The sequence below is a fragment of the Komagataeibacter sp. FNDCR2 genome (genome assembly GCF_021295395.1).
GTDB lineage: Bacteria > Pseudomonadota > Alphaproteobacteria > Acetobacterales > Acetobacteraceae > Komagataeibacter.
Genome location: NZ_JAIWOU010000001.1, coordinates 485,401 through 508,433, shown reverse-complemented (window position 1 = coordinate 508,433; position 23,033 = coordinate 485,401). Strand labels below are relative to the sequence as shown.

Genomic DNA, 23,033 nt, shown 5'->3' with positions numbered 1-23,033 from the left:
GGGGGTGAAGGCGTGTCTGTTCAATCATGTTCAGGGGGTTCTTTTTTCATGTCCCATCCGCCACGGCAGGCCATGATCGGTATTACAGGGCGTAGCGGGTCGGGCAAGACCCATCTGATAGGGCGGCTGCTGCCACTGCTGCGCGCGCGGGGGCTGGGCGTATCGACCATAAAACACACCCATCATGATATCGACCTTGACCGCCCCGGCAAGGATTCATGGCTGCACCGGAACGCGGGCGCGGGCGAGGTCATGCTGGCTACGCCGGGGCGGTGGGTATTGCAACATGAATGCCCGGATGCGCCCCCTGCCCTTGCGATGCTGCTGTCGCGCATGCAGCGGACCGACCTGGTGGTGGTGGAAGGCTTCCATGCCACTGTTCCCGCCTGTATTGAGGTCTATCGGCCTGATGCAGGTAAAGAGCCGCTGTTTGTGCGTAACAACAACATTATTGCCGTTGCGACGGACCGGATGGATGCCCCCGGCCTGCCACCACACCTGCCGGTACTCGATCTGGCCGATACGCAGACCATTGCCGAATTCGCGCTGCGTCACGCCGTTCATATGCAGGTGGCATGACAGCGTAGGAGCCCGCAGGCTCTGGCATGGCCCGGACAGGATGCAATTACCGTTCCGGGGCCAGGTTCATGCTTCTGGTAATACGCGACCCCAGACGGATAAAAGGTATTTCTATATTTTCAAACGTCTTGATGGAAATATAGCAGATCATGTACCAGACAAGGGTCATGAATGTATAATATAGATAGATATTTTTGTTTATACCAAAGTGGAAGCAGAACATATCCATAAGGAACCAGACAATCCCATGCAGCAGATAGATGCTGTAACTGGCATCCCCCAGTAGGATCACGCCTTTCTGCCGTAACAGGCCGAACCAGTTGCCGCCGCACGCAAAGCACAGAAAGAAAAGGCCATAACCAAAGACGAAGGGAAGCGTAAGCGGGTCATGATCGTACCCAACGGCAAGAAAAATGAACAATAGGGAAAGGGACAGTAAATCAGCCATTTTCCGTGGTATGGACATGGCCCTGATGTAACGGTCCTTTATCTGCCGGATAACGCACCCAAGGCAGAACAGCGTAACATAGACCGGCCCGAGAACAGAATAGCGGTTATAGGCATGCGGGCCGTTTTCCAGTCCAAAGTAGAGAGCCCCGGCATAAATGGCCGCCAGAACGACAAGCCCAGCAGTAAAAACCTGTAATTTTCGGCTTTTCAGGAAAGGAATGGACAGGATCGGCAGGGAAAAATAGAACCACCATTCCCACATGAGCGACCATGTGACACCTGCATTGATCAGATGCGCATTGTCAAATCCATAAACAGGCGGGCGGATTAAGGTCATTCCGGCATCAAACCAGAAAAAAACCAGATGAAAATCCGCCGGGTTCTTGAGGTATATGCCAATGCCCACTGATATGAGAATACAGGCCAGTGAGGAAACATATGTCATGGGCGCGATCCGCAGGAAGCGTTTTATGTAAAACCCCCCCCACTCCCTGCCGTGAAGGCTGACATTTCCCAAAATATAGCCGGAAATGATAAAGAAAATCGATACGGCGAACTTCCCGACATAAAAGGCAAGATGATAGTCCAGTGACCATATGCCAGTTTTATACAGGTTGAAAAAGAAAGCCTTGTGCTGAAAGGCGACCATGGCGGCCAGAACATATCTCAGGCCATCAATGTTATATTCCCGGCTTTTGCTTTCGTATATCCTGTTCTGGCTGAATGGTTTCATGTTGAAAATAAAACCGGCGGAAACGATGCACCATAAGGCCCACAGATTGTAACTCAGTTCACTCAGCATCTTGTTTCCAAAAATGGTTGTATAATTTAAATTTCCGGAAGAAATTTAAGCCAAAATACAGTATCCATTTCCTATCATTAATTTTTATTTCTGATCAATAGCAGCCAGGAATGCGGCAAGGCCTGAAGAACAGGCCATGAGGCGCGTATCCAGCTTCCATATCAAAAAATCAGGCCGCGTCAGTACCCGCTCCAGCCTGCGGCGGAAGCAAAGCCGTGGACGGGAAAGATCGACGGCACTCTTTATCCCGCCGCAGCGTGTTCCACCACAGGGCTAGAGCATGATCGCCCATGCGGGCTGGCCCTCGCGCGCGGGTTCGTGCGGCGTGAGGGTCATCAACGCATCCGCGCGCGTAAAGGCCACGATGTCCGATGAGCCAACCGTGGCCACGCGGCTGAAGCGCCATCCCTCTGCCACCTGGTTGAGTGCCACGGGTATGAAGCCGGTCATGCCCGGCGGTGCTTCGGCAGTAAAGTCCGGCACTCCCATCACGCGCATGCCATCAGGCTCACTACCCATGAGCACCCGTAGATAAGGCAGCACGAACACCAGCGCGCAAATGGCCGCCGCACCGGGATTGCCCGGCAGGCAGAACACCAGCCTGCCCTCATGCTCCACTACGGTAAACGGCCTGCCGGGACGGATCGACACGCCACGGAACAGCACCCTGCCCCCCATGTCGCGCAGGATGTCGAGCATATGGTCGGTGCCCCCCACCGATATACCCCCGCTGGTCACCAGCACGTCCGCCCCGGCGCGGGCGGCGCGCAGCCGGGCGGTCTGCGTGGCGACATGGTCGGAGGCGGCGACGGATGTCGTCACCCGCGCGCCCGCGCCACCAAGGAGTGCAGCGAGCATCGGGCCATTTGAATCCATGCACGCCCCCGGCGCATCAGCCGCCAGTTCCGCGCCATTGGACAACACGCATACGCGCGGCCTGCGCATGACCGCGACATCGCGTATGCCCTGGCTGGCCAGCAGGGCGACGTGCCGCCAGTCCAGCACCTGCCCACGTGCAAGCAGCGCGGCGCCGGTGGCGAATTCCTCCCCCCGGCTGCGAATGTTGGCGCCGGGTGCGGCAAGGACGGCGGCGGGGGCGATACCGCTTTCAGTCCGGGTCATCCGCTCGGCGGCCATGACGCAATCGGCGCCAGCGGGAATATGCGCGCCCGTCAGGATCGCACGGGCATGTCCCGCCATAAGGGGCGCGGGCCGGTCGCCCGCCACCGTGCGGCCATCAACCGGCAGGCAGCCCTGCGCCACCATCGCGGCATGGGCGAAGGCGTAGCCATCCATGGCGGAAATATCGGCTGGCGGGCGGCAGGCGGTGGCATGCACCGTTTCCGCCGCGATACGCCCCGTGATCTGGTTCAGGGGCACGCGGGCAGCAGGGAGCGATGTGGCGCGGGCATGGGCCAGTACAAGCCGCAACGCCGTGGGATGGTCCACCTGCTGGCCGAAGTCGTTGATGCTCATGCTGGCATGACCCCGGCGCTCAGGCCGGTTGCGGTTCGGGCTGGGGGGCGGGTTTCGGCTGGGCCTGCGGACTGGCACTGGTGGCCCGCACCCGCACCGGAATGGATTTGGCGGCGGGTGTGCCGCTGATCTGGTCGAAATGCGAGAGCGGGAGCAGCGGGTTGAGTTCGGGGTAATACCCCGCGATCGAGCCGCGCGGCATCGGGTACGGCACCACCATGAAACCTGTGACGCGACGTTCGGTACCATCGGTGCTGATGGTCTCGATATCCGCCAGCGCGCCTTCGCTCAGGTCGCGTGCGCGCATGTCATCCTCGTTCATGAACAGGACCATGCGGGTATTGTACACACCACGGTAGCGGTCATTATTGGTGTAGATGGTGGTGTTGTACTGGTCATGCGAGCGGATGGTGGACAGCCGCAGCATCTCCGGGCCGCCAATGGGCACGTCTTCATCCAGCCCGTCCAGCAGCAGGAAATTGGCCCGCCCCGTGGGCGTGTTCCATTTGCGCTCACGCGGGGGGACAGGCAGGGCGAACCCCTTTTTGTGGCGGATGCGGGTGTTGAAGTCGTGATACAGGTCCGGATACACCAGCGCGATCAGGTCGCGGATGCGGTCATAATCATCGATGAATGTTTCCCAGGCAATCGAGCTGTCAGGCATGGTGGCGCGCGCCATACGGCAGACGATCTCGATTTCCGAGCGCAGATCGACGCTGGCGGGATGCAGCACCCCGCGTGAGGAGGTGACGTTGGCCATCGCATCTTCGATCGTGACGAATTGCGGCCCGGACTTCTGGTGGTCGATTTCGGAGCGCGCAATGACCGGCAGGATCAGCGCGTCACGCCCATGCACCAGATGCCCCCGGTTGAGCTTGGTGGCGATGCCCACCGTCAGTTCCAGCCGCGACATCGCCTCATACGCCACGGGCGTATCGGGAATGGCATGAATGAAATTGCCGCCCATGCCAATGAACACCTTGGCCGTGCCGTCGATCATCGCCTGCACGGATTCCACTACGTGATGGCCATGCGCGCGCGGCGGGTTGAAGCCGAAAACCGCCTGCAGACGATCCAGATAGGCAGGGCTGGGTTTTTCATCAATGCCCACCGTGCGATCACCCTGCACGTTGGAATGCCCGCGCACCGGGCAGATTCCAGCCCCCTTCTTGCCAAAATTACCCCGCAGCATGAGCAGGTTGGCAATCTGGTGGATCACGCGCGCACCCTGCTGGTGCTGGGTCACGCCCATGCCATAGCAGATGATGGTGGCGTTGGAGCGTGCGTAAATCCCGGCTACGTGACGGATCTGTTCTTCCGTAATGCCGGACATGGCCACGATGTCAGGCCATTGCGTGGCCTCGATATCGGCCTTCAGTTCGGCAAAGCCATGGGTATGTTCGGTGATGAAGGCATGGTCCAGTACGGCGGGCTCTCCCGCCGCCTCGGCCGCCGCATCCAGTTCGAACAGGGTTTTCATCACGCCCTTGAGGAACGCGGCGTCCCCCCCGATACGCACATGACAGAATTCGCTGGCAATGGGCGTGGAACCGAAGGTGGCCATCTTTATGGCATCCTGCGGTTCGGTAAAGCGGATCAGCGCGCGTTCGGGCATCGGGTTCACCGCCACGATCGGCGCGTTGCGCTTACGGGCATGGACCAGTTCGGTCATCATGCGCGGGCTGTTGGTGCCAGTGTTCTGGCCGATGATGAAGATCGCCTCGGCGGCTGCGAAATCCTCCATCCGCACGGTGCCCTTGCCAATGCCGATGGACATGGGCAGGCCCCGGCTGGTCGGCTCGTGGCACATGTTCGAACAGTCGGGAAAATTGTTGGTGCCGAATGCGCGCACGAACACGGAATACAGGAACGCGGCCTCGTTGGATGTACGGCCCGATGTATAGAACTCGGCCTGGTCGGGGCTGTCCAGCGCCTGCAGGTGGCGGCCGATCAGGGCATAGGCCTCTTCCCACGTGCAGGGCACGTAATGGTCGGTCGCGGCGTCGTAGCGCATGGGCTCGGTCAGGCGGCCCTGTTCCTCCAGCCAGTGGTCGCTGCGCGCCATAAGGGACGTTACGCTGTGGGCAGCGAAAAAATCGGCCCCGATGCGGCGTTTCGTCGCCTCGAACGCCAGCGCCTTGGCCCCGTTTTCACAGAACTCAAGCGTCTTTTCACGATCCGGATCCGGCCAGGCGCAGCTTGGGCACTTGAAGCCATCGGGGTGGTTCATGGCCAGCAGCGCACGCGAACCCTTGGCCAGCACGCTCTGTTCCATCAGGGCGCGCGCGGTGGCGTTGGCGGCCCCCCAGCCACCGGCGGGGTGGGTGTAGGGCTTGAATTCCGGCTTGTCGGACATGGCGTTCCCGTATCTTCTGCGCTGGCCCGTAGGTGGCCTGCAGGGAGGAAAGACCCCATGCGGCGGGTTTGCAACCCAAAATGGCAGCGTCACCTGCCACATAAGGGAGTTTTATCTTCTCATAATCACTACTTATCAACAACACGCCTTTGCCGGGCTTTTGTTTATATACAGGCGTATATAGACAGGGCCGCACGGGCCGCTGTTCCGCTTCACGCGCTCAGTTACTGGTGGCTTTTACCGCGATGGGGGGCAACTCCGTGCCGGCTGGGGTTGCCGGCGACGGCGGTTTCGCCATGAGCATGCGGCTCAGTTCCATTTCCGGCGCGATTTTGTCCGTGGGCATGATGTCGTGCAGGGTGGCTTTATCCAGAACTTCCAGAAACGCATCGACCGAGCGCGCCAGCAGCCCGCGCAGCAGGCAACCCTGCGCCAGCAGGCAGGGCTGCCCGTTGGCTGGCTCGCACGAGGCGATGGGACGCAGGTCCGTCTCCATCCGCCGGACAATGCTGCCAATGATAATGTCCTGTGGCCTGGCCGCCAGTTCCAGCCCCCCGCAGCGGCCCCGGCGGGCATGGACCACCCCGCCATGGGAGAGATGATTGACCACCTTGATGAGATGATTGTGGGATATGCCGTACGCTTCGGCAATTTCATGAATCGAGACCCGCCTGTCGCGATTCTGCGCCAGGTAGATCAGCACACGCAGCGCATAGTCCGTATGGAGCGTCAGCCGCATGGCGCAACCCATGCCATTGCGATGACGTCATGCCCGTCTGGCGTGGTCATGTTGGTCCATGCGCCAGAAATGAATGCAGGGGGTCTGGCATGATGCTCCTGTGGGTCTGCCGTGGCCGTACCGGGTCGTGTCCCACCAAAAAAAGCCCGCATTCGTGCATATTGCAACAGAAAATTACCCTCTGTTACATAGCGGGAGTGCGGAAGTCCACAGGTCATTACGGTTTGGAAGCCACGGCGATGTCGGACAGCGTGACGCAGTCCAGAACCATCATGAAGGCCTCGACCGACCGGGCGAACAGCCCCTTCAGGCGGCAGGTATCCACCATTACGCAGCTCCGGTCATCGGTGGGGGCGCAGGGGGCGATGCAGTCCATCTCCCCCTCCATCAGCCTTACGATCCGGCCGATACTGACCTGTTGCGGCGCGCCAGCCAGTTCCAGCCCGCCTGTACGGCCGCGCCGGGCGCGGATCACCCCGCTGCTGGACAGGCGGTTGATGACCTTGGCCAGATGATTCTGGGATATCTGGTTGGTCTGCGCGATTTCATGCAACGGTACCCGCCGGCCAGGATTCTGGGCCAGATAAATCAGGGCGCGGAGCGAGTAATCTGTATAGAGTGTCAGGCGCATGGCCCGGCATCTTACGCCCTCAGTGCGATTTCGATGTGATCTGGCTCAAGGATATGTGTCGAGATCAGAAGATTCGCAGCCGAAATCGGGGCCGAGATGTAAAATCCCTGCACCCGGTCCACCCCCAGATCGCGCAGGATGTCCATCTGCTGCCGTGTTTCCACGCCGCTGACCGTCACACTCAGCCCGAACGCCTGCGCCAGACCGCACAGATGGGCCACCACGGCGCGTGTCTGCGGGTTATGCGCGATATCGGCGATCAGGCTGCGTGAAATCTTCGCCAGCGAGAAGGGCACATCGCGCAGCACCGAAAGCGGCAGCATCGCCTGCCCGAAATCATCCAGCGCAAGCTGGAAGCCCTGCGCCGCGAGTTCGTGCAGGCGCTGGAGCAGCCGGTCCGAACGGCCCGCCGCCAGCACGCATTCTGAAATTTCCAGCACGTAATCCCCCGTGCTGCCGCCCTGCTGGCTGATCTCGGCCTCCAGATCACGCTGGAAGCCGATATTGAGCAGGTCCAGCCGGGAGAGGTTGAGGGTCAGGCTGGGACAGGTGGCAAGGCTGTTCGCCCATAGCCGCATGTCATCACGGAAGGCCCGGACCAGCCGGGGGCTCATGGCCTGCGCCAGCGCCGCATCGGCAAATACGTCACGGAAGCTTTCCGCCGCCAGTAGCCCGCGCTGCGGGTGGTGCCAGCGCAGCAGCCCCTCGATCTGGTCACACCGGCCCGTGTGCAGGTTCACGATGGGCTGGTAATAGAGTTCGAACTGGTCACGCTCCACCCCCAGCCGGGCATCGGCCAGAATCTGTGTGCGTTCTATGCTCTGCTGGTGCAGGGCGATGTCGAACATGCGCGCCTGGTTGCCGCCAGCGCGCTTGGCGGCATAGAGCGCCACATCGGCGTTTTTCTGCAGTGCCTCGGCGGATTCATGTGTCTCGACCGGTGTTACCCCCACACTGCCGGACACGCTGACCACGGTGCCGCCACCAATCTCGATCGGGGCCGCAAGGGCCGCCAGCAGCCGCTCCAGCAGGGCTTCGGGCGTGAACCGGGCAAATGTGTGGCTGATGACAAGGCCGAATTCATCCCCGCCCAGCCGGCAGGCAGCATCTTCGGGGTGTATGATTTCACGCAGGCGGCGGCCAATGACCTTCAGCACGACATCGCCCGCGTGGTGGCCGTGGATGTCATTGACCTGCTTGAAACCGTCGAGGTCGAACATGACCAGCCAGATGGGCCGGGCAATATCCTGCGCCCTGGCGTCCACCGCCGCCTGAAGCACGGTGTTGAAGCCGCCCCGGTTGAACAGCCCGGTCAGCGGGTCGGTCGCGGCAAGCGAGCGGAGCCTGTCGCGCACGTTCATGAGTTCGGTTATCTCGAAGCGCGTGGCGACATAACCCTCGATCGCACCCAGCGCGTTGTGCTTGGGCATGATGGTGGTAGCCACCCAGTACAGCGTGCCGTCCTTGGCCCGGTTGCAGATATTGCCCCGCCAGATCTCTCCCGCGCGCAGGGTGCGATACATCTGACGGAAGAAACTGGCGTCATGGTAGCCGGAATTGACGATACGGTGCGTGGCGCCCAGCAGTTCGGCGCGACTATAGTGGCTGGTCTCGCAGAAGCGGTCGTTTACGTAGGTAATCACCCCACGTGCGTCGGTAATCGCGACAATCAGCACGTTATCGACAACATCAGCCCAGAAATCGGAATCCTTGTGGGTCAGCGCACGCAGTCGGTCGTCATGTTTGAAAGGCATGGCGTTTTGGCTTCCTCTGCCCGGCGGGCGTGTCTCAGGGCCGGATGGCTGGTGGATCCACCGTGGTCGGGGCGGCAGTGGGGACGATTTTTTTCATGGCATGTGGGGGTACGTGCGTGGGGGGAACCCCGCGGGTCGCCGCCGCGCCGCCACGGCGCACCCACTGTGCCATCCCGTCCGCCGTCAGCGCCTCGCCAAACAGGTAGCCCTGCATCACATCGCAGTGCAGTTCTTCCAGCAGGGCGCACTGGCGCGGGGTCTCCACCCCTTCCGTCACCACCGTCATGCCCAGCCGCCGCCCGATCTCGATCACAGCCATGGCCACGGCCCGCTCATTGCGGTCATGTTCCAGATTGGTGATGAAGCTGCGGTCCATCTTGATTTCGGTCAGCGGCAGATGCGTCAGGCGCGAGAGCGAGGAATAACCCGTACCGAAATCATCCATCGACAGCCCGCACCCCAGATTACGGATGGACTGAAGCACTTCCTCCGTATCGGGGTGGTCTCCCATCATCACGCTTTCGGTAATTTCCACCGTCAGCCGCGCGGGCTTCAGGTCATATGCCTTCAGCAGCCCGGCGATATAGGCAGGCAGGCTCCGGTTGCGAAAATGCACGGCCGACAGGTTCACCGCAATGGTGGGCACATGCACGCCATCCCGGTCCCACCGCGCCATCTGGCGGCAGGCTTCCCCCAGCGCCCAGTGGCCGATGGCCTCGACCTGTCCGGTTTCCTCCGCCACGGCGATGAAGCGGGTGGGAAAGATGTCACCCAGGCGGGGATGATGCCAGCGCGCCAGCGCCTCCACCCCGCTGAGCGCCAGCGTACCGGTGCGCACCTGCGGCTGGTAATGCAGCTGCAGCAGGCCATGCGCCAGTGAATCGCGCAGTGCGGCCCCCAGCACCAGCCGGTCCTGCGCCATGTGGTTGCGCGCCGGAATGGCCATGCGGAAGCCGCCGCGCCGGTCCCTGCGCGCCTGCCGCATGGCGGTATCGGCATGGCCAAGCATGGATTCACTATCCGGCCCGTTGAGCGGAAAGGTGCTGATGCCGATGCTGCATGTAAGCGTCAGCTTGTTGTGGTCGATATGCAGTGGCTGGCCCAGAGCGGTCAGCAGGTCGTGGGCCATGGCAGGAATTTGTTCGCCCGCGCAGTCGGGCACCACCACCACGAACTCATCCCCGCCCGAGCGGCTGATGACGCAGCCCCCCCGCACGGCGACACGCAGACGACCGGCGATCTCGACCAGGCACTGGTCGGCCTGCACATGGCCCAGCGTGTCGTTGATATCGCGGAAGCGGTTGATGTCGATTATGAACACGGCAAAGCTGCGGTTGACCGAGCATGCGATCATATCGGTCAGCACATGGTGCAGGGCCGCGCGGTTGAGCAGGCCGGTCAGCGGATCATGACGCGCGAGCTGCGTGATCTGCGCGCGGGTGGCCTGTCGCTCCAGCGCCAGCGCGCAGAATGGCGCGCACGCCCCCACCAGCCGCTGCGGCCATGAACCGAAGCGGTTGCCCTCGCGCAGGTAGAGCGCGAAAACCCCCACTACCTGCCCGTCCGCCGCCTGCACGGGCGTTGCGTAGCACGAGCGCAGCCCCAGCGAGCGGCAGATGGACTGGCAGTTATCCCACGCCAGCCGCCCGGCATGGGATGGGGTGGTAACGAGCTTTTCCCTGTCGGCGGGGGTGGGCACGGTGCTTTCCAGCGCATCGCGGATGCGCCGTGGCAGTGCGGGGGTGGAGATCACGCGCCAGTGGGTATGTTCCCCCTCCACGAACATGAGGGTGGCGATACTGTCCGGCAGGAAGGATTCCACCTTGCGGCAGATCAGGTGCCCGATATCGTCCAGCGGCATGTCACCGGTCAGGGCCTGGATCACTTCGGCCTGAAGGTTGAGTGTCCGGGTGCGGCGCATTTCCTCGGTAATGTTTTTGATCACCCCGACATGGTAGGTATGCCCCCCTTCCCCCATCCGCACGCGCGACAGGGACAGTTCACCACAGACATGCTCGCCATCCGCGCGGGTAAACGCGATTTCCCGCGTCGTGCCCGGTATCTGGTTCAGGCTGTCTTCCACGGTCCGGCTGGCGTGTCGGTCGTGTTCATGGCGCATGCATAGCGGGATCAGGCACGCCACATCGCGGCCCATGACCTCGGCACGGGACAGGCCCCACAGCGTCTCGGCCGCGGCGTTGTAAAACACGATCTCGTTGCGTTCATCAAAAATGACAATGGCGTCAATCGCCTGCTGAAGAGCGGGCAGCAGGATGTCGGCGGTAAGGGTGGTAAGCTCGCGCATCTGCATACGGTCTTTCATACTATCATCTTGGCATCGATCTCACCGCGCGGCCGGGATCATGGACAGGGTGGCCCCAGGCCGGGCGGCATCGCATCCCTACGGGCGGGGGCCGTGCCGCCAGCGCCGACCATAGGCGCCGCCGGGGTGGAGATCATGCCCGCCATCACGCGGCCCCGACATTCCGGAAAAGCATGTTCCCCCATGGGGGCGGGGGCATGGGCCGCGCTGAATGGCGTTATGGATTGGCATTGCTCGTGACAGGACCAGGGTGCTCCAGACTGGTGTTGCGTCGTTTATGAAAACCATGCGCGCAGACAATATAACCGCCTCCACGCCACCATTTATATTTCATACAAAATTCATACAATATGGGATGAGCAGGCTCATTATAGTCATATTGCGTACCAGAAATCGTAACATTGCGTGTATTTAAAATTATTTAACATTTGATTAATACTGAAATCATACATCCAAAAACATTATAACAAGAAACAGGACCCATTACTGCACGAATGCGTCGATATTGTAATGCGTCGCGCACATATACCACCATAAACGTCCCCTGGGGCATGGTCGTTCCCCATGGGCGGACAATACGCCGTGATCTGACCGGGCTTATGCCCCACCGGCGCGGAGCGCGCGGGCAAATACCTTCAGCCCCGCGCGGATACGCCTTATCGGGCCGGACCAGTCGAGGGGCCGGTCCTGGCGGTAAATACGCAGGCTGTCATACCATGGGGAGTCGGTGCGGCCCGTAATCCAGCGCCAGCACTGGTCATAGCGCGAAAGCATCCATACCGGCCGCCCCAGCCCTGCCGCCACATGAACGGTCGACGTATCCACCGCCACCACCAGATCCAGCGCGCAGACCATGGCCGCCGTATCGCTGAAGTCATGCAGCAGGGCGGTATGGTCGATCAGTTTCATGCCCGGGGGCGGGGTCTGGGCCTGCAGGCCCTCCGGGCCGACCTGAAGGCTGTAGAACACACTGCCTGAAACCACGCGGCCAAGGGGGGCGAAGGTTTCCAGCGTTGTGGAGCGACGGCGGTTGGCCTGTTCGACGGCACGGACTTCGGGGTGCGGGGCGCCCGCCCATACCAGACCAATCCGTACCGGGCGTTTCGCCCCGTTGCCCGATGGCGCATCCGCCGCGAGCTTTTCGTGCCAGAACGCAACCTTCTCCGGGTCGGCTACCAGAAAGCCGCCGGCCCCGGGTATGGTCTCCACTGTCGTGCCCAGCGCGAATGGCAGGCTGAGAACCGGACACTGGAGGTCGTGCGCGGGTACGGGGTCCTCTTCCGTCATGAATGTCTGGTCCGGGAACGAGCGCCTGAGCAGGGATAGGAGCGGGGCGCGCACCCGCACGATCGTACGCCCGCCACGCGCGGCGGCAAGGGGAATGAAGCGCGAGAACTGGATCATGTCCCCAAACCCGCCTTCGGTATGGATGAGCAGGGTCCGGCCCGCAAACGCCTCCCCCTTCCATTGCGGCGTATCCATGGCGCGGGTGCGCGAATGGTAGGTATTCCACCGCCATTCATATTCCCGGAAACCGTTCAGGTAATCCCCCGCCGCCAGAAAGGACAGGGCGAGGTTGGTACGGATCAGCGCATTATTGGGTGCGAGCCGGGCGGCGGCGGCATGGAATTTCCGCGCCATGTCATGCTCACCACGCTGGTCGAGTGCCACGCCCAGATTGCTGATGGCAAGGGCATGTTCGGGGTTGCGCCCCAGGCATTCACGGTACGCGGCAATCGCTTCATCATAACGCTGGAGCTGGAGCAGGGCATTGCCAAGGTTGCACCACCCATCCGTCAGCGCCGGGTCAAGCGTGAGCGCGCGCGAGACCAGGGCGTGCGCCTGCTCGAAATGGCCGAGCGTGGTCATGAGCCCGCCGTAATTGCTCAGGGTGCGGGCGTCATCGGGGGTATGGGCCAGTGTGGCGCGGTAGGCATCGGCCGCTTCCTCCAGACGGCCTGCAAGCTGGAGCGCCTCGCCACTTGCCCCGTGGCGCGGGCCAGCGGGCCTGAGCGGCCCGGACGCCGGGAGGGATGTGGGAACGGATGCATCATGCGCCATGACGTACGAAACCTGTTATCTGCTGAATTCAAAACCGGGCTGGCGGTATTAGACCACGCTGGGCCGGGACAGGGCCATGACCTTCACGATATTTCCTGCCCATGGGGGGACAGGCCGGTCAGGATCATGGCATGGGCGGGGCGTGTCGCCGCGACATAGAGGAGCTGCTGCGTCTCCAGCACGCTGGTCGCGGCGCGGCGGGTGATGTCGCCCACATCCACGAAGACCCGCCTGAACGTGCTGCCCTGCGCGGTATGCACGGTCATGGCGTAAACCGCCTGCAACCGCCCGATCCCCCGGCGGAACACGAAGCGGTGCTGCCAGCGTGCGCGCTCCTGTGCAGCTTCTTGCTTCAGCCGACGTTCCACCGCCCCCATATCCGCGCCGGGACGCAGGATGGGCACGGCCGCTTCCTCCCCCGCCAGCGTGCGCAGGATCACGTCATGGACCGGCAGTTCCGTGCGCCACCCCGCCACCTTCGACGTGGCGGGAAAGGCATGGCGCAGCATGCCGGGGCGGATATCAACAACCTCGGCTTCCTCATTGGTGGCGATGACCACGCGCCGCCCCTCCGTGTCCAGCACCGGGGCGCGGGCGATGACCCGCTCCCCCGCCACGAAGGGCGTGGGCGTATCCCCGCCATGCACCCACTGGCGCACCATGCGGTTTACTGCCTCGACCCGCGCATTGGTCCAGCACAGGTAGCGGAAGGCATCGCTATCGGCGCGGAATTCATCCGATGTGAAGGCCCGGCGCATCCACTCATCGGGCGTGCGGGGCATGAACAGCCCCGCCCCGTTATGATGGTTGGCCCGGCACCACGACCAGTCCAGCGGGCCGCCCTGACTTTCGCGGATGGTGGTCGCGGCCGCGACCAGCGGGTTGTCGGCGGCCTGCCGCACCACCGTCTGCAGGTGCGAGGCCGAGCGGATGGCGAAGGACGGGCTGATTGCCTCCCCCACCGGGGGAAGCTGCGCCGGGTCACCCACGAACAGCACGAAACGGTCGGGCACGAGATCGCGCACCCAGCGCATGAGTTCGGAGCCGACCATGCTGCATTCATCAATAATGATGACATCCGCCGTGATCGGCTCGGGCCGGTCGGCGCGTTGCAGGATCTCGCGCCCGTCCTGCGCGCCGGGCTGGAGCGAAAGCACGTTATGGATGGTCCGGCACGGGGCCAGATTGCCCACGCGGGCGCGCAGCACGGCGGTGGCCTTGTGGGTGGCGGCGGTAAACATGACTTCCGCCCCGCTTTTGCGCAGCGCGCGGGCGACCTGCTGCATGAGCGTGGTCTTGCCCGTGCCCGCATAGCCGGTCAGCAGGTGCGTGGCCGAGACCCCACGCGCGGCCAGAATCTCGTTCAGCGCGCGTTCCTGGCACGCGGTCAGGACGGTGCGTGACATTATGGCGGGGCGAAAGGCATGGGGTGGGTCAGATCCTTCATGCAGGCGGCGGAAGCGGGAAAGTAATAGGACGCGCCACGGCGGTCGGCCAGAAAAAACAGCCCCCCTCACCACCCTGCCGTATATGCGCGCGCACCATATTCGCGGCCCGGTTCAGGCGCGGCGTCGCCCGGCCACCCAGACTTCCCGCACCCTGAGGTCAGGCCCCATGACCACGAAATCCGCCCGTCGTCCGGGCAGCAGCGCGCCACGGTCATGCAGCCCCAGCCAGTTGGCCGCGTGCGTGCTGACCAGTCCCGCCGCCTGGGGCAGCGAGGCTCCGGCCCGCACGGCGTTGCGCAGGGCCGCGTCCAGTGTCAGCACACTGCCCGCCAGCGTGCCATCGGGCAGGCGGGCGACGCCATCGGCCACCATCACGGCCTGTCCGCCCAGTTCGCTGGGGCCATCGCCAGCACCGGTGGCGCGCATGGCATCAGTTACGAACACCAGCCGTCCGCCCATGGTGCGATGGGCCAGACGGAACAGCGCGGGATGGACATGGTGGGTGTCGAACACCATCTCGGCATAGGCGGCATCGCTGCACATCAGCGCCGTGACCGGCCCCGGCGCGCGCGCCATGATGCCGGGCATGGCGTTGAACAGATGCGTGCCGCCCACTTTCCCCCCTGCCCCGCAGATACGGCACAGGGTGCGCTCGGTCTGTTCGTAATCGGCCAGTGTATGGCCAATGCTGACCCCTATTCCCGCCTGCACGAACTCGGTAATGGCGGTCTGGGCATGTTCCGTTTCCGGGGCCAGGGTCACGACCCGTACCGCGCCCGTGTCGATTACGGCGCGGACCCGCGCGGGCGTGGGCGCCAGCGCAAAGGGCGGCTGCGCCCCAAGGCGATGCGGGCTTATGAATGGCCCTTCCAGATGCGCGCCCGCAATATCCGGCCCATCCGGGATGCCGGTGCGCATGACCTCGGCCACCGCATGCAGCGCCGCCATGATATCGTTCCATGGCGCGGTAATGGTGGTGGGCAGCAGCGTGGTGGTGCCATGCGCCATATGGAACAGCGCCATATGGCGGATCGCGTCCACGCCATCCATCATGTCCGCGCCGTCGCCCCCGTGCACGTGCCCGTCGATAAAACCGGGCAGGATATACCGCTCCGGCACCTCGGCTACGGGGTGCATTTCCTCTATTGTAGTATCAAACGTGAGGCACCCGGGCATGATCCGGTCAGGCAGGACTATATGGCCATCAATATTCACGCGCTCGTATTCCCCCGCTGTCAGATATAATGGTGTATCTGATAGCGTGTTTCACGCGCCCCGTCCCGCGTGCCGGGGGGGGCACGGGATGGTTGGTTACGAAGCCAGTGCGACAGGGTGGTAGGCGGCGAGCCAGGCATTCAGTTCCTCTGGCGGGAGAGGCTTGGAGAACATGTAGCCCTGGAGTACGTCGCAATCCATTTCCGCCAGCAGGCGGCGCTGCTCCTCATGCTCCACGCCTTCGGCCACCACGGTCATGCCCAGGCTCTGGCCGATGCGTACCGCCGCCATGACCACGGCGCGCACTTTTTCTATGCTTTCCAGCCCCTGCATGAAGCTGCGGTCGATCTTCATTTCGTTCACTGGCAGCCCCGCAAGGCTGGACAGGCTGGAAAAGCCCGTGCCGAAATCATCCATCGATATGCCAACCCCCATGTCGCGCAGAGTCTGGACCATGTGAATGGTGCGCTCATAGTTGTCGATCATGGTGCTTTCGGTAATTTCGATGGTCAGGCGGTTCGGGGGAATTCCGGTTTCCTTCAGGAGCTCCCCCACGAACCGGGGCAGCGCCTCGTCACGGAAATGCAGCGGCGACAGATTGACCGAGACGATCGGCACATCCACGCCATCCCTGATCCACTGCGCCATCTGCTCGCACGCCACGCGTAGCGACCATTTGCCTATGGTCTCGATCTGTCCGGTTTCCTCCGCCACGGCAATGAAGCGCGCTGGAGAGACAAAGCCAAGCGTCTCATCCGTCCAGCGGGAAAGTGCTTCCACCCCGTACATGCGGCCGGTGCGTGCATCGACCTGTGGCTGGTAGAACAGGCGCAGGCGGTCATGGGCGATCGCTTCGCGCAGGGCCGCGGCCAGGATCAGCCGGTCACTGGCCTGCTGGTTCATGCTCTGGCTGAAGAAGCAGCAGCGCCCGCCCCCTTCGGCCTTGGCCTGGAACATTGCGCTTTCGGCGTTTTTCAGCAGGGTATCCCCGTCTTCCCCATTTTCGGGATAGACGGCTATGCCAAGGCTCGCGGCCAGGTTGACACGTACATCGCCAATACTGGCGGGCGTTTCCAGCGCACGCAGGATGGCGGCCCCAAGGGTGGTGGCATGCTGCTGCTCGCCACTGGTCACGATGGTGAACTGGTCGCCGCCGCTGCGTACCAGCGTATCGTCGGGGTTGATGGTCTCACGCAGCGTATTGCCGATATGCGCGATCAGCTCATCGCCCGCCGTATGCCCGAACAGGTCGTTGATATGCTTGAACCCGTCCATTCCCACCGTCATCAGCATCAGGTGGCCGCGACCGGGGCGGCGCAGCAGGCGGGCCATGTTCTGGCGCAGCCAGCGGCTGTTGGGCAGGCCGGTCAGCATATCGAAATCCGACAGGCGGCTGATATGCTCTTCCGTCTCGTAACGCTCGATGGCGAGGGTGCACAGGTGCAGGCTGGTGGCCACCGCTTTCTGGCACGCCGCATCGGGTTCGGCATTGGTGCGCGAATAACAGGTGAACACGCCCGCCACACGGTTGTCGCGCATGATGATGGGGGTCGCGATGGCCGCCTTTATGCCGTTATGCACCGTGGCCGCGCGCACATGCCGCCAGTGGGGGTCGGTGGCGATGTCCCGGCATTGCACGATCATGCCGGTGCTGGCCGCCTGGCCCGAGCAGGCGGAATCGGGGCTGATGGGCTGCCCGTCATATACTTCGACCAGCGAAAGCGGCAGGCTGGCGCGACCCACGCATTTCAGCCGCTCATCCTGTTCCGCAAGATAGATGGCGGGCATGATGTCGGGCAGGTGGCGTTCGATGCGGCGGCAGATGAAGTCCATGACTTCATGCAGGCCCAGATGGCTTGAAATCGCGGCCAGGGTGTCGCGTTGCAGGCTGTCGAGGAAATACTGCTCGGTAATGTCGGTCAGCACCACCACGATGTTCTCGATCTCGCCTTCCCTGCCGACTACGGGGTTCATCGCGGCGGATACCCATATGTCGCGCCCGGTGGCGTGGCGGGCACGGATTTCCACCACGCAGCCGCGGGCGGTGCGCGCGCTCTCATGCAGCCTGTTCAGGACGTCCATATCCGTCGCGTCACCCGACAGGATGACAGAAAGCCCATGGCCGGTCACCTGTTCGGGGCTGGAGCCGAAAATGTCGCTGAAGGCGCGGTTGACGTAGATGATGCGGAATTCCGGGTCAAGAATGGCCACGCCCCGGTCGGTCTCGCGCACCACGAGCGACAGCAGGCGGATTTTCTCGCGGTCATCCACTTCCTGTGAAATATCGCGGATCAGCGCCATGTAGCCGATCTTGCCCCCCACCGCGATGCGCGAGAGCGACAGGTTGGCCCAGAACGTGGTGCCGTCAAAGCGTTCGACCTGCACTTCCCGGCTGGTGCCGACGATGCGGTTGGCGCCGGATATGCGGTTGTGCCGGACCAGTTCATCATGCGAGGCGCGGATATTACGCGGCACCAGCACGTTCACGTTGCGCCCGATCACATCCTGCCGGGTGCAGCGCCACAGATTTTCCGCCGCCTTGTTGAAGAAGGTGACCGTATTGTTCTCATCAATGATGACAACGGCAATGATGGTCTGTTCCAGCGCAGGCAGGACTGTTATCTGGGATTCATCCATCATGTCACGGGGCATCTGGCCACAGGGCTCCGGCTACTCGGCAACGCGCGGGACGGGACTGAAATGTGATTTCCGCATGAATACCTGTAATCACTGTAATTGGCGCCGCCAGCATGGAACTGCATAGGCTCATTCCTATTAACAAACGGTATAAGAGATGTATATGGATAAAAATTATTGTACAAATGATGCATATATGAGGATGCTCCGCAACCCGCCAGCCGTGCATTACGGTACTACGCTGTCGCACCAGCCCGTTATCCACGCTGCCGTCGCAATGATATGTATTGCGACGGCCCGCGCCTGCCGCCCATAATGCCCACCCGTGCACGGACCGGGAATATAGCGGGTATGGAGCGCCAATGACCGGATATGATGCCTTTCACCAGACCACGATCGTCGCGCGTAACGCGATTGTGTTGTGCTTGTGCATATGGGCTGTCATGCGGCTTGCCGTTTGGGTTCTGGACTTTTTTTATGGGCAGGATGAATAGGCGCCGGTCGACTCCCCCGCTGGCCACATAAATGTGATCGGAGTCTCCCAGAACATTGACGGTATGTTAACGCCGCTTCATCGCCGGGGTCATTTCCGTGTAATTCATAATTACGGATATGCGATTCCGGCGGCATGAAGCGTGGGGCGGACCCTCGCGGGTGGTGGATGACCAACCCCGCCGGTTCCGCATGCAGGAGCCGTTTTATGGTGGGTGACGTGGGCGTATCGCACAGACCGGACCAGCACGAAGAACGAGCCCGGTGCGGATATACGATGCTGGATCGACCGTCATGCCCCGCATTCCCGAAGGGGGCTGCCGTGGCGTATGGTCGCCAGCCATAATATGCCCGGCAGCGCGCCGATGGTGGCCGAGGGCATCCAGCCCCATGGCTGGCTGCTGGCCTGTGACGGGCGGCTGGAGCGGATCCTGCGCTGGTCGGCCAACGCGCCGGCCCAGCTTGGTGTCGCCAACCTGACAGCGGGGATGGCCCTGCGCGACGTGATCGGCCGCGAGGCCACCCACAATATCCGTAACGCGCTGGCCACCCACCGGGAGGCGCATCGCCGCCCTGCCCTGGTTTTCGGGCAGGATCTGCCCGCTGGCGGATGCTACGACGTGGCGATCCACACGGCGGGCGGCGAGATCATGCTGGAATGGGAGCCCGCCGTGGGCGTGGAGCGCGACGGGGCCTATCTGTCCCTGCTGCGCACCATGATCGACCGCATCCGCGAGATTTCGGAATTCGGGCAGCTTTTCCGTACCGTGGTCCGGCTTTTCGCCGGGGTGCTGCGTTATGACCGCGTGATGCTCTACCGTTTCGCAACCGATGGGTCAGGCAAGGTGGAAGCCGAACACCACGGCCCCGACCTTGAAAGTTTCCTGGGGCAGCATTTTCCCGCCAGCGACATGCCCGCACCCGCCCGCAGGCTGTACAGCACCAACCTCATCCGCATCATCACGGACATATCCGCCCCACCCGTGCCGGTGGTCTCTCCGCCCGGCATGGCCCCGCCCGACCTGTCCCATACCCATCTGCGCCAGGTCGCGCCCAGCCATTGCGAATATCTGCGCGGCATGGGGGTGCAGTCCTCCCTGTCGGTCTCGCTCATGGTGGATGGCCAGCTATGGGGCATGATCGCCTGCCATCATTACAGCGCGCGCGTGCTGAACATGAGCGAGCGCATTGTCGCGCGCATGTTTGGAGAATTCCTGTCGCTCCAGATCACCAACCTGCTGCGGACCAAGCGGCTGGCCATGACGCGCCAGACCCATGCGCTGATCGAGACATTCCTGAAGGGCGCGGCCCCGGTGGCGGACATGCCCGCCTATCTCATGGGCCACCTGAAGGAGATGCTGATCTTCGTGCAGTGCGATGGCGCGGCGTTATGGGTGGGAGGGCGCTGGACCTATAGCGGCGCGCACCCCCCGGCAGACGCCATGGACAGCCTGCTGGAACTGGCGCGTACCCATGCGGGCACGCAGATCTGGCATACCAGCAGGCTGAGCGCGCTCATACCCGACGCCGCGCGTTATGTGGCGCAGGCGGCGGGCATGATGATCGTGCCGATCTCCTCCCAGCCGGGGGATTACCTGCTGGTATTCCGCCGCGAGGTGGTACGGACCCTGAAATGGGGCGTCGCCCCGCATGTCTCCGCCCCCGCCACGGCGGAGGACGGGTATTTCGGCCCCCGCAACAATATCGAGATCTGGACCCAGCAGGTCACGCATGAAAGCCTGCCCTGGGCGGCGGAGGAAATGGAGGCCGCCACCCTGGTCCGCTCCGCGCTGATCGAGGTCATGGGCGCGTACCACCAGCTACAGCTCCGTGAACGCGCCACCGCTGACCTGCGCCAGCGCATGCTGAACGAGGAACTGAACCACCGGGTCAAGAACATCCTGTCGGTGGTGCAGTCACTGGTCAGCCAGCCCCTGGCCCCCGACACCACGGCCGACCAGCATGTGGAGCGCCTGCGCGGGCGTATCCGCGCCCTGGCGCTGGCGCATGATCAGGCCGTGCGGGGCGAGGGCGGCGGCCTGCTGCACGCCCTGCTGGATGCCGAACTGGCGCCCTACCGGGAGCGCTCGTTCGTGACCTGCACCGGCCCGCGGATATGGCTGACGGGCCAGGCGCTGTCGGTGCTGGCGCTGGTGGTGCATGAACTGGCCACCAATGCGGTCAAATACGGCGCGCTGCAACAGCCGCGCGGTCGGCTGGACCTGGACTGGGCCTATGACCCGGCGCGCGATGAATGGCGCATAACATGGTGCGAGACCGGCGGCCCCACGGTCACCGCCCCCAGCCGCCGTGGCTTTGGCTCCGTGCTGATCCTGCGTGGCTTCCCGCATGAACTGGGGGGCACCGCGCAGGTCGATTTCCGGCCCGCGGGACTGCATGTAACGCTGAACCTGCCCGCTCGCCATATCAGCATGGCCCCGGCCACCCGGATCGGGGCCGGGGCGGATCCGGCCCCCCCACCTGTTGCCGCGACGGAGAAAAACGTGCGTAACGCCGATATCCTGCTGGTGGAGGACCAGTTCCTGATCGCGATGGAGGCGGAACAGGCGATCGAGGAAACACGGATCGGCAAGGTCCGCACCGTGGCCTCGGTGTATGAGGCGCTGAAGGCCATCAACGCGCGCGTGCCGGATGTGGCGATACTGGATGTGAACCTGGGCGGGGAGAATTCCATTTCCATCGCCCGCGCGCTGCGCGAACGTGGGGTGCCCTTCATTTTCGCCACCGGCTATGCCGACCGCACCCTTATTCCCACCGACCTGCATGATGTGCCGATGGAACGCAAACCCTACTGCGCCACCGCCCTGGCCGAGAAAATATGCCGCATCCTGTCCTGATCCCGCCCCGCGCGGGTGGAGGCATGTGCGGGTAAGGAGACCCGTCATGACATGTTCCCTTCTTTCCCGCGCCGTGCAGTCATGTCTGGTGCCGCTGGTCATGATGCCCGTCATCGCGCGGGCCGCCGTGCCCGTGGACCTGTTGCGCGCGCCGCCGGGCTTTCATGTCAGCCTTGTTTCCGATCAGGTGCCCGGCGCGCGTGAGATGGCGGTCGGGGCGCGGGGCACCCTTTTCGTGGGCAGCATGGGTGTCGGCAGGGTCTATGCCTTGAGCGGGATTGACGGCAGTGGCCCGGTCAGGGTCCGCACCATTGCCCACGGGCTGAACCTGCCCGTGGGCGTGGCCTTCCATGGGGGGGATCTGTATGTGTCGGACATGGATCGCATCGTGGTGCTGCGCGATATTGAAAACCATCTCGACGCGCCACCCCGGCCCGAACCCGTGGGGGCGGAACTGCCGTACAGGCCGGGTGACCATTCATGGAAATTCATCGCCTTCGGGCCGGATGACCGGCTGTATGTGCCCATCGGCGCGCCGTGCAACATCTGCGATGTAGGGCATGAGTTCGGCCGTATCATCAGCATGGCCCCCGATGGCACGGACCGGCGCGACGTGGCGTTCGGCATCCGCAACTCGGTCGGCCTGACGTGGCGGGAGGGAACGGATACCCTCTGGTTTACCGATAACGGGCGCGACAACATGGGCGATGACGTGCCGGCCGATGAACTCAACCGGCTGGACAGGGTGGGTCAGTCCTTTGGCTATCCCTACTGCCATCAGGGCAATGTGCCGGACCCGCAATTCGGCAGGCGGCGCGCATGCAGCGAATTCACACCGCCCGCCCTGCTGCTGGGGGCGCATGTCGCGGCGCTGGGACTGCGGTTTTATGAAGGCCGCCAGTTTCCCGCCGCCTATCGCGGCAACATCATGATTGCCGAACATGGATCCTGGAACCGCAGCCAGCTTGCGGGGTATCAGGTGGTGACGGTCCATTTCGGCGCGAATGGCGTGCCACAGCCGCCCACCGTGCTGGTAAGCGGCTTCCGGCAGGGCCAGAACGCATGGGGCCGCCCGGTGGACGTACAGCCCCTGCCCGATGGCAGCATGCTGATCAGCGATGACCAGTCAGGCGCGATCTATCGCCTGACCTACGGCGCGACACCATCCGTGCCGTAAAGGAAGATACCCAGTTTACGGCGAGAGCGCGATAA

14 protein-coding genes are annotated in these 23,033 nt (G+C 63.1%); 3 read left to right on the top strand and 11 right to left on the bottom strand.

Annotated elements, in window-relative coordinates; genetic code table 11:
* Positions 1-48: 48 nt before the first annotated feature.
* Positions 49-579 (top strand): molybdopterin-guanine dinucleotide biosynthesis protein B, encoded by a 531-nt coding sequence (gene mobB, locus LDL28_RS02260; RefSeq protein ID WP_233057020.1) that lies wholly within the window; start codon positions 49-51, stop codon positions 577-579.
* Between the two features lie 46 nt (positions 580-625).
* On the opposite strand, the gene LDL28_RS02255 is transcribed toward mobB, so the two are convergent.
* From LDL28_RS02255 to LDL28_RS02205, 11 genes are all read right to left on the bottom strand, one after another.
* The gene (locus LDL28_RS02255; RefSeq protein ID WP_233057019.1) at positions 626-1,831 is read right to left on the bottom strand and encodes an acyltransferase; all 1,206 of its coding nucleotides are present in this window, start codon (positions 1,829-1,831) and stop codon (positions 626-628) included.
* Positions 1,832-2,104: 273 nt separating this feature from the next.
* The gene (locus LDL28_RS02250; RefSeq protein ID WP_233057018.1) at positions 2,105-3,307 is read right to left on the bottom strand and encodes a molybdopterin molybdotransferase MoeA; all 1,203 of its coding nucleotides are present in this window, start codon (positions 3,305-3,307) and stop codon (positions 2,105-2,107) included.
* Between the two features lie 19 nt (positions 3,308-3,326).
* Positions 3,327-5,663, bottom strand: coding sequence for an FdhF/YdeP family oxidoreductase (locus LDL28_RS02245; RefSeq protein WP_233057017.1), 2,337 nt, complete (start codon positions 5,661-5,663; stop codon positions 3,327-3,329).
* 220 nt (positions 5,664-5,883) lie between these two features.
* Entirely contained in the window at positions 5,884-6,402 is a 519-nt protein-coding gene (locus tag LDL28_RS02240; RefSeq protein WP_370636206.1) for an Rrf2 family transcriptional regulator, read from the bottom strand.
* Positions 6,403-6,619: 217 nt separating this feature from the next.
* Positions 6,620-7,033, bottom strand: a complete 414-nt coding sequence (locus LDL28_RS02235) for an Rrf2 family transcriptional regulator (protein ID WP_233057016.1) — start codon at positions 7,031-7,033, stop codon at positions 6,620-6,622.
* Between the two features lie 11 nt (positions 7,034-7,044).
* Positions 7,045-8,787: a bifunctional diguanylate cyclase/phosphodiesterase gene (locus LDL28_RS02230; protein ID WP_233057015.1), complete on the bottom strand. Its 1,743-nt coding sequence runs from the start codon at positions 8,785-8,787 to the stop codon at positions 7,045-7,047.
* Positions 8,788-8,821: 34 nt separating this feature from the next.
* Positions 8,822-11,110, bottom strand: a complete 2,289-nt coding sequence (locus LDL28_RS02225) for an EAL domain-containing protein (RefSeq protein WP_233057014.1) — start codon at positions 11,108-11,110, stop codon at positions 8,822-8,824.
* Positions 11,111-11,707: 597 nt separating this feature from the next.
* Positions 11,708-13,171, bottom strand: a complete 1,464-nt coding sequence (locus LDL28_RS02220) for a tetratricopeptide repeat protein (protein ID WP_233057013.1) — start codon at positions 13,169-13,171, stop codon at positions 11,708-11,710.
* A gap of 83 nt (positions 13,172-13,254) precedes the next feature.
* On the bottom strand, positions 13,255-14,577 hold the full coding sequence (locus LDL28_RS02215) for an ATP-dependent RecD-like DNA helicase (protein ID WP_233057012.1): 1,323 nt from the start codon (positions 14,575-14,577) through the stop codon (positions 13,255-13,257).
* A gap of 153 nt (positions 14,578-14,730) precedes the next feature.
* Positions 14,731-15,834, bottom strand: a complete 1,104-nt coding sequence (locus LDL28_RS02210) for an amidohydrolase family protein (RefSeq protein ID WP_233057011.1) — start codon at positions 15,832-15,834, stop codon at positions 14,731-14,733.
* Between the two features lie 96 nt (positions 15,835-15,930).
* Entirely contained in the window at positions 15,931-18,486 is a 2,556-nt protein-coding gene (locus tag LDL28_RS02205; protein ID WP_233057010.1) for an EAL domain-containing protein, read from the bottom strand.
* Positions 18,487-19,292: 806 nt separating this feature from the next.
* Between LDL28_RS02205 and LDL28_RS02200 the strand changes: the two genes are divergently transcribed.
* Together LDL28_RS02200 and LDL28_RS02195 are read left to right on the top strand one after the other, a co-directional pair.
* Positions 19,293-21,821: an HWE histidine kinase domain-containing protein gene (locus LDL28_RS02200; protein ID WP_233057009.1), complete on the top strand. Its 2,529-nt coding sequence runs from the start codon at positions 19,293-19,295 to the stop codon at positions 21,819-21,821.
* A 100-nt stretch (positions 21,822-21,921) separates the two neighbouring features.
* Positions 21,922-22,998: a sorbosone dehydrogenase family protein gene (locus LDL28_RS02195; protein ID WP_233059155.1), complete on the top strand. Its 1,077-nt coding sequence runs from the start codon at positions 21,922-21,924 to the stop codon at positions 22,996-22,998.
* Positions 22,999-23,033 lie beyond the last annotated feature (35 nt).

Coding starts and splice junctions, on each gene's coding strand:
- mobB (WP_233057020.1), top strand. CDS start 49: ATGTCCCATCCGCCACGGCAGGCCATGATCGGTATTACAGGGCGTAGC.
- LDL28_RS02255 (WP_233057019.1), bottom strand. CDS start 1,831: ATGCTGAGTGAACTGAGTTACAATCTGTGGGCCTTATGGTGCATCGTT.
- LDL28_RS02250 (WP_233057018.1), bottom strand. CDS start 3,307: ATGAGCATCAACGACTTCGGCCAGCAGGTGGACCATCCCACGGCGTTG.
- LDL28_RS02245 (WP_233057017.1), bottom strand. CDS start 5,663: ATGTCCGACAAGCCGGAATTCAAGCCCTACACCCACCCCGCCGGTGGC.
- LDL28_RS02240 (WP_370636206.1), bottom strand. CDS start 6,402: ATGCGGCTGACGCTCCATACGGACTATGCGCTGCGTGTGCTGATCTAC.
- LDL28_RS02235 (WP_233057016.1), bottom strand. CDS start 7,033: ATGCGCCTGACACTCTATACAGATTACTCGCTCCGCGCCCTGATTTAT.
- LDL28_RS02230 (WP_233057015.1), bottom strand. CDS start 8,787: ATGCCTTTCAAACATGACGACCGACTGCGTGCGCTGACCCACAAGGAT.
- LDL28_RS02225 (WP_233057014.1), bottom strand. CDS start 11,110: ATGAAAGACCGTATGCAGATGCGCGAGCTTACCACCCTTACCGCCGAC.
- LDL28_RS02220 (WP_233057013.1), bottom strand. CDS start 13,171: ATGGCGCATGATGCATCCGTTCCCACATCCCTCCCGGCGTCCGGGCCG.
- LDL28_RS02215 (WP_233057012.1), bottom strand. CDS start 14,577: ATGTCACGCACCGTCCTGACCGCGTGCCAGGAACGCGCGCTGAACGAG.
- LDL28_RS02205 (WP_233057010.1), bottom strand. CDS start 18,486: ATGCCCCGTGACATGATGGATGAATCCCAGATAACAGTCCTGCCTGCG.
- LDL28_RS02200 (WP_233057009.1), top strand. CDS start 19,293: ATGGTCGCCAGCCATAATATGCCCGGCAGCGCGCCGATGGTGGCCGAG.
- LDL28_RS02195 (WP_233059155.1), top strand. CDS start 21,922: ATGATGCCCGTCATCGCGCGGGCCGCCGTGCCCGTGGACCTGTTGCGC.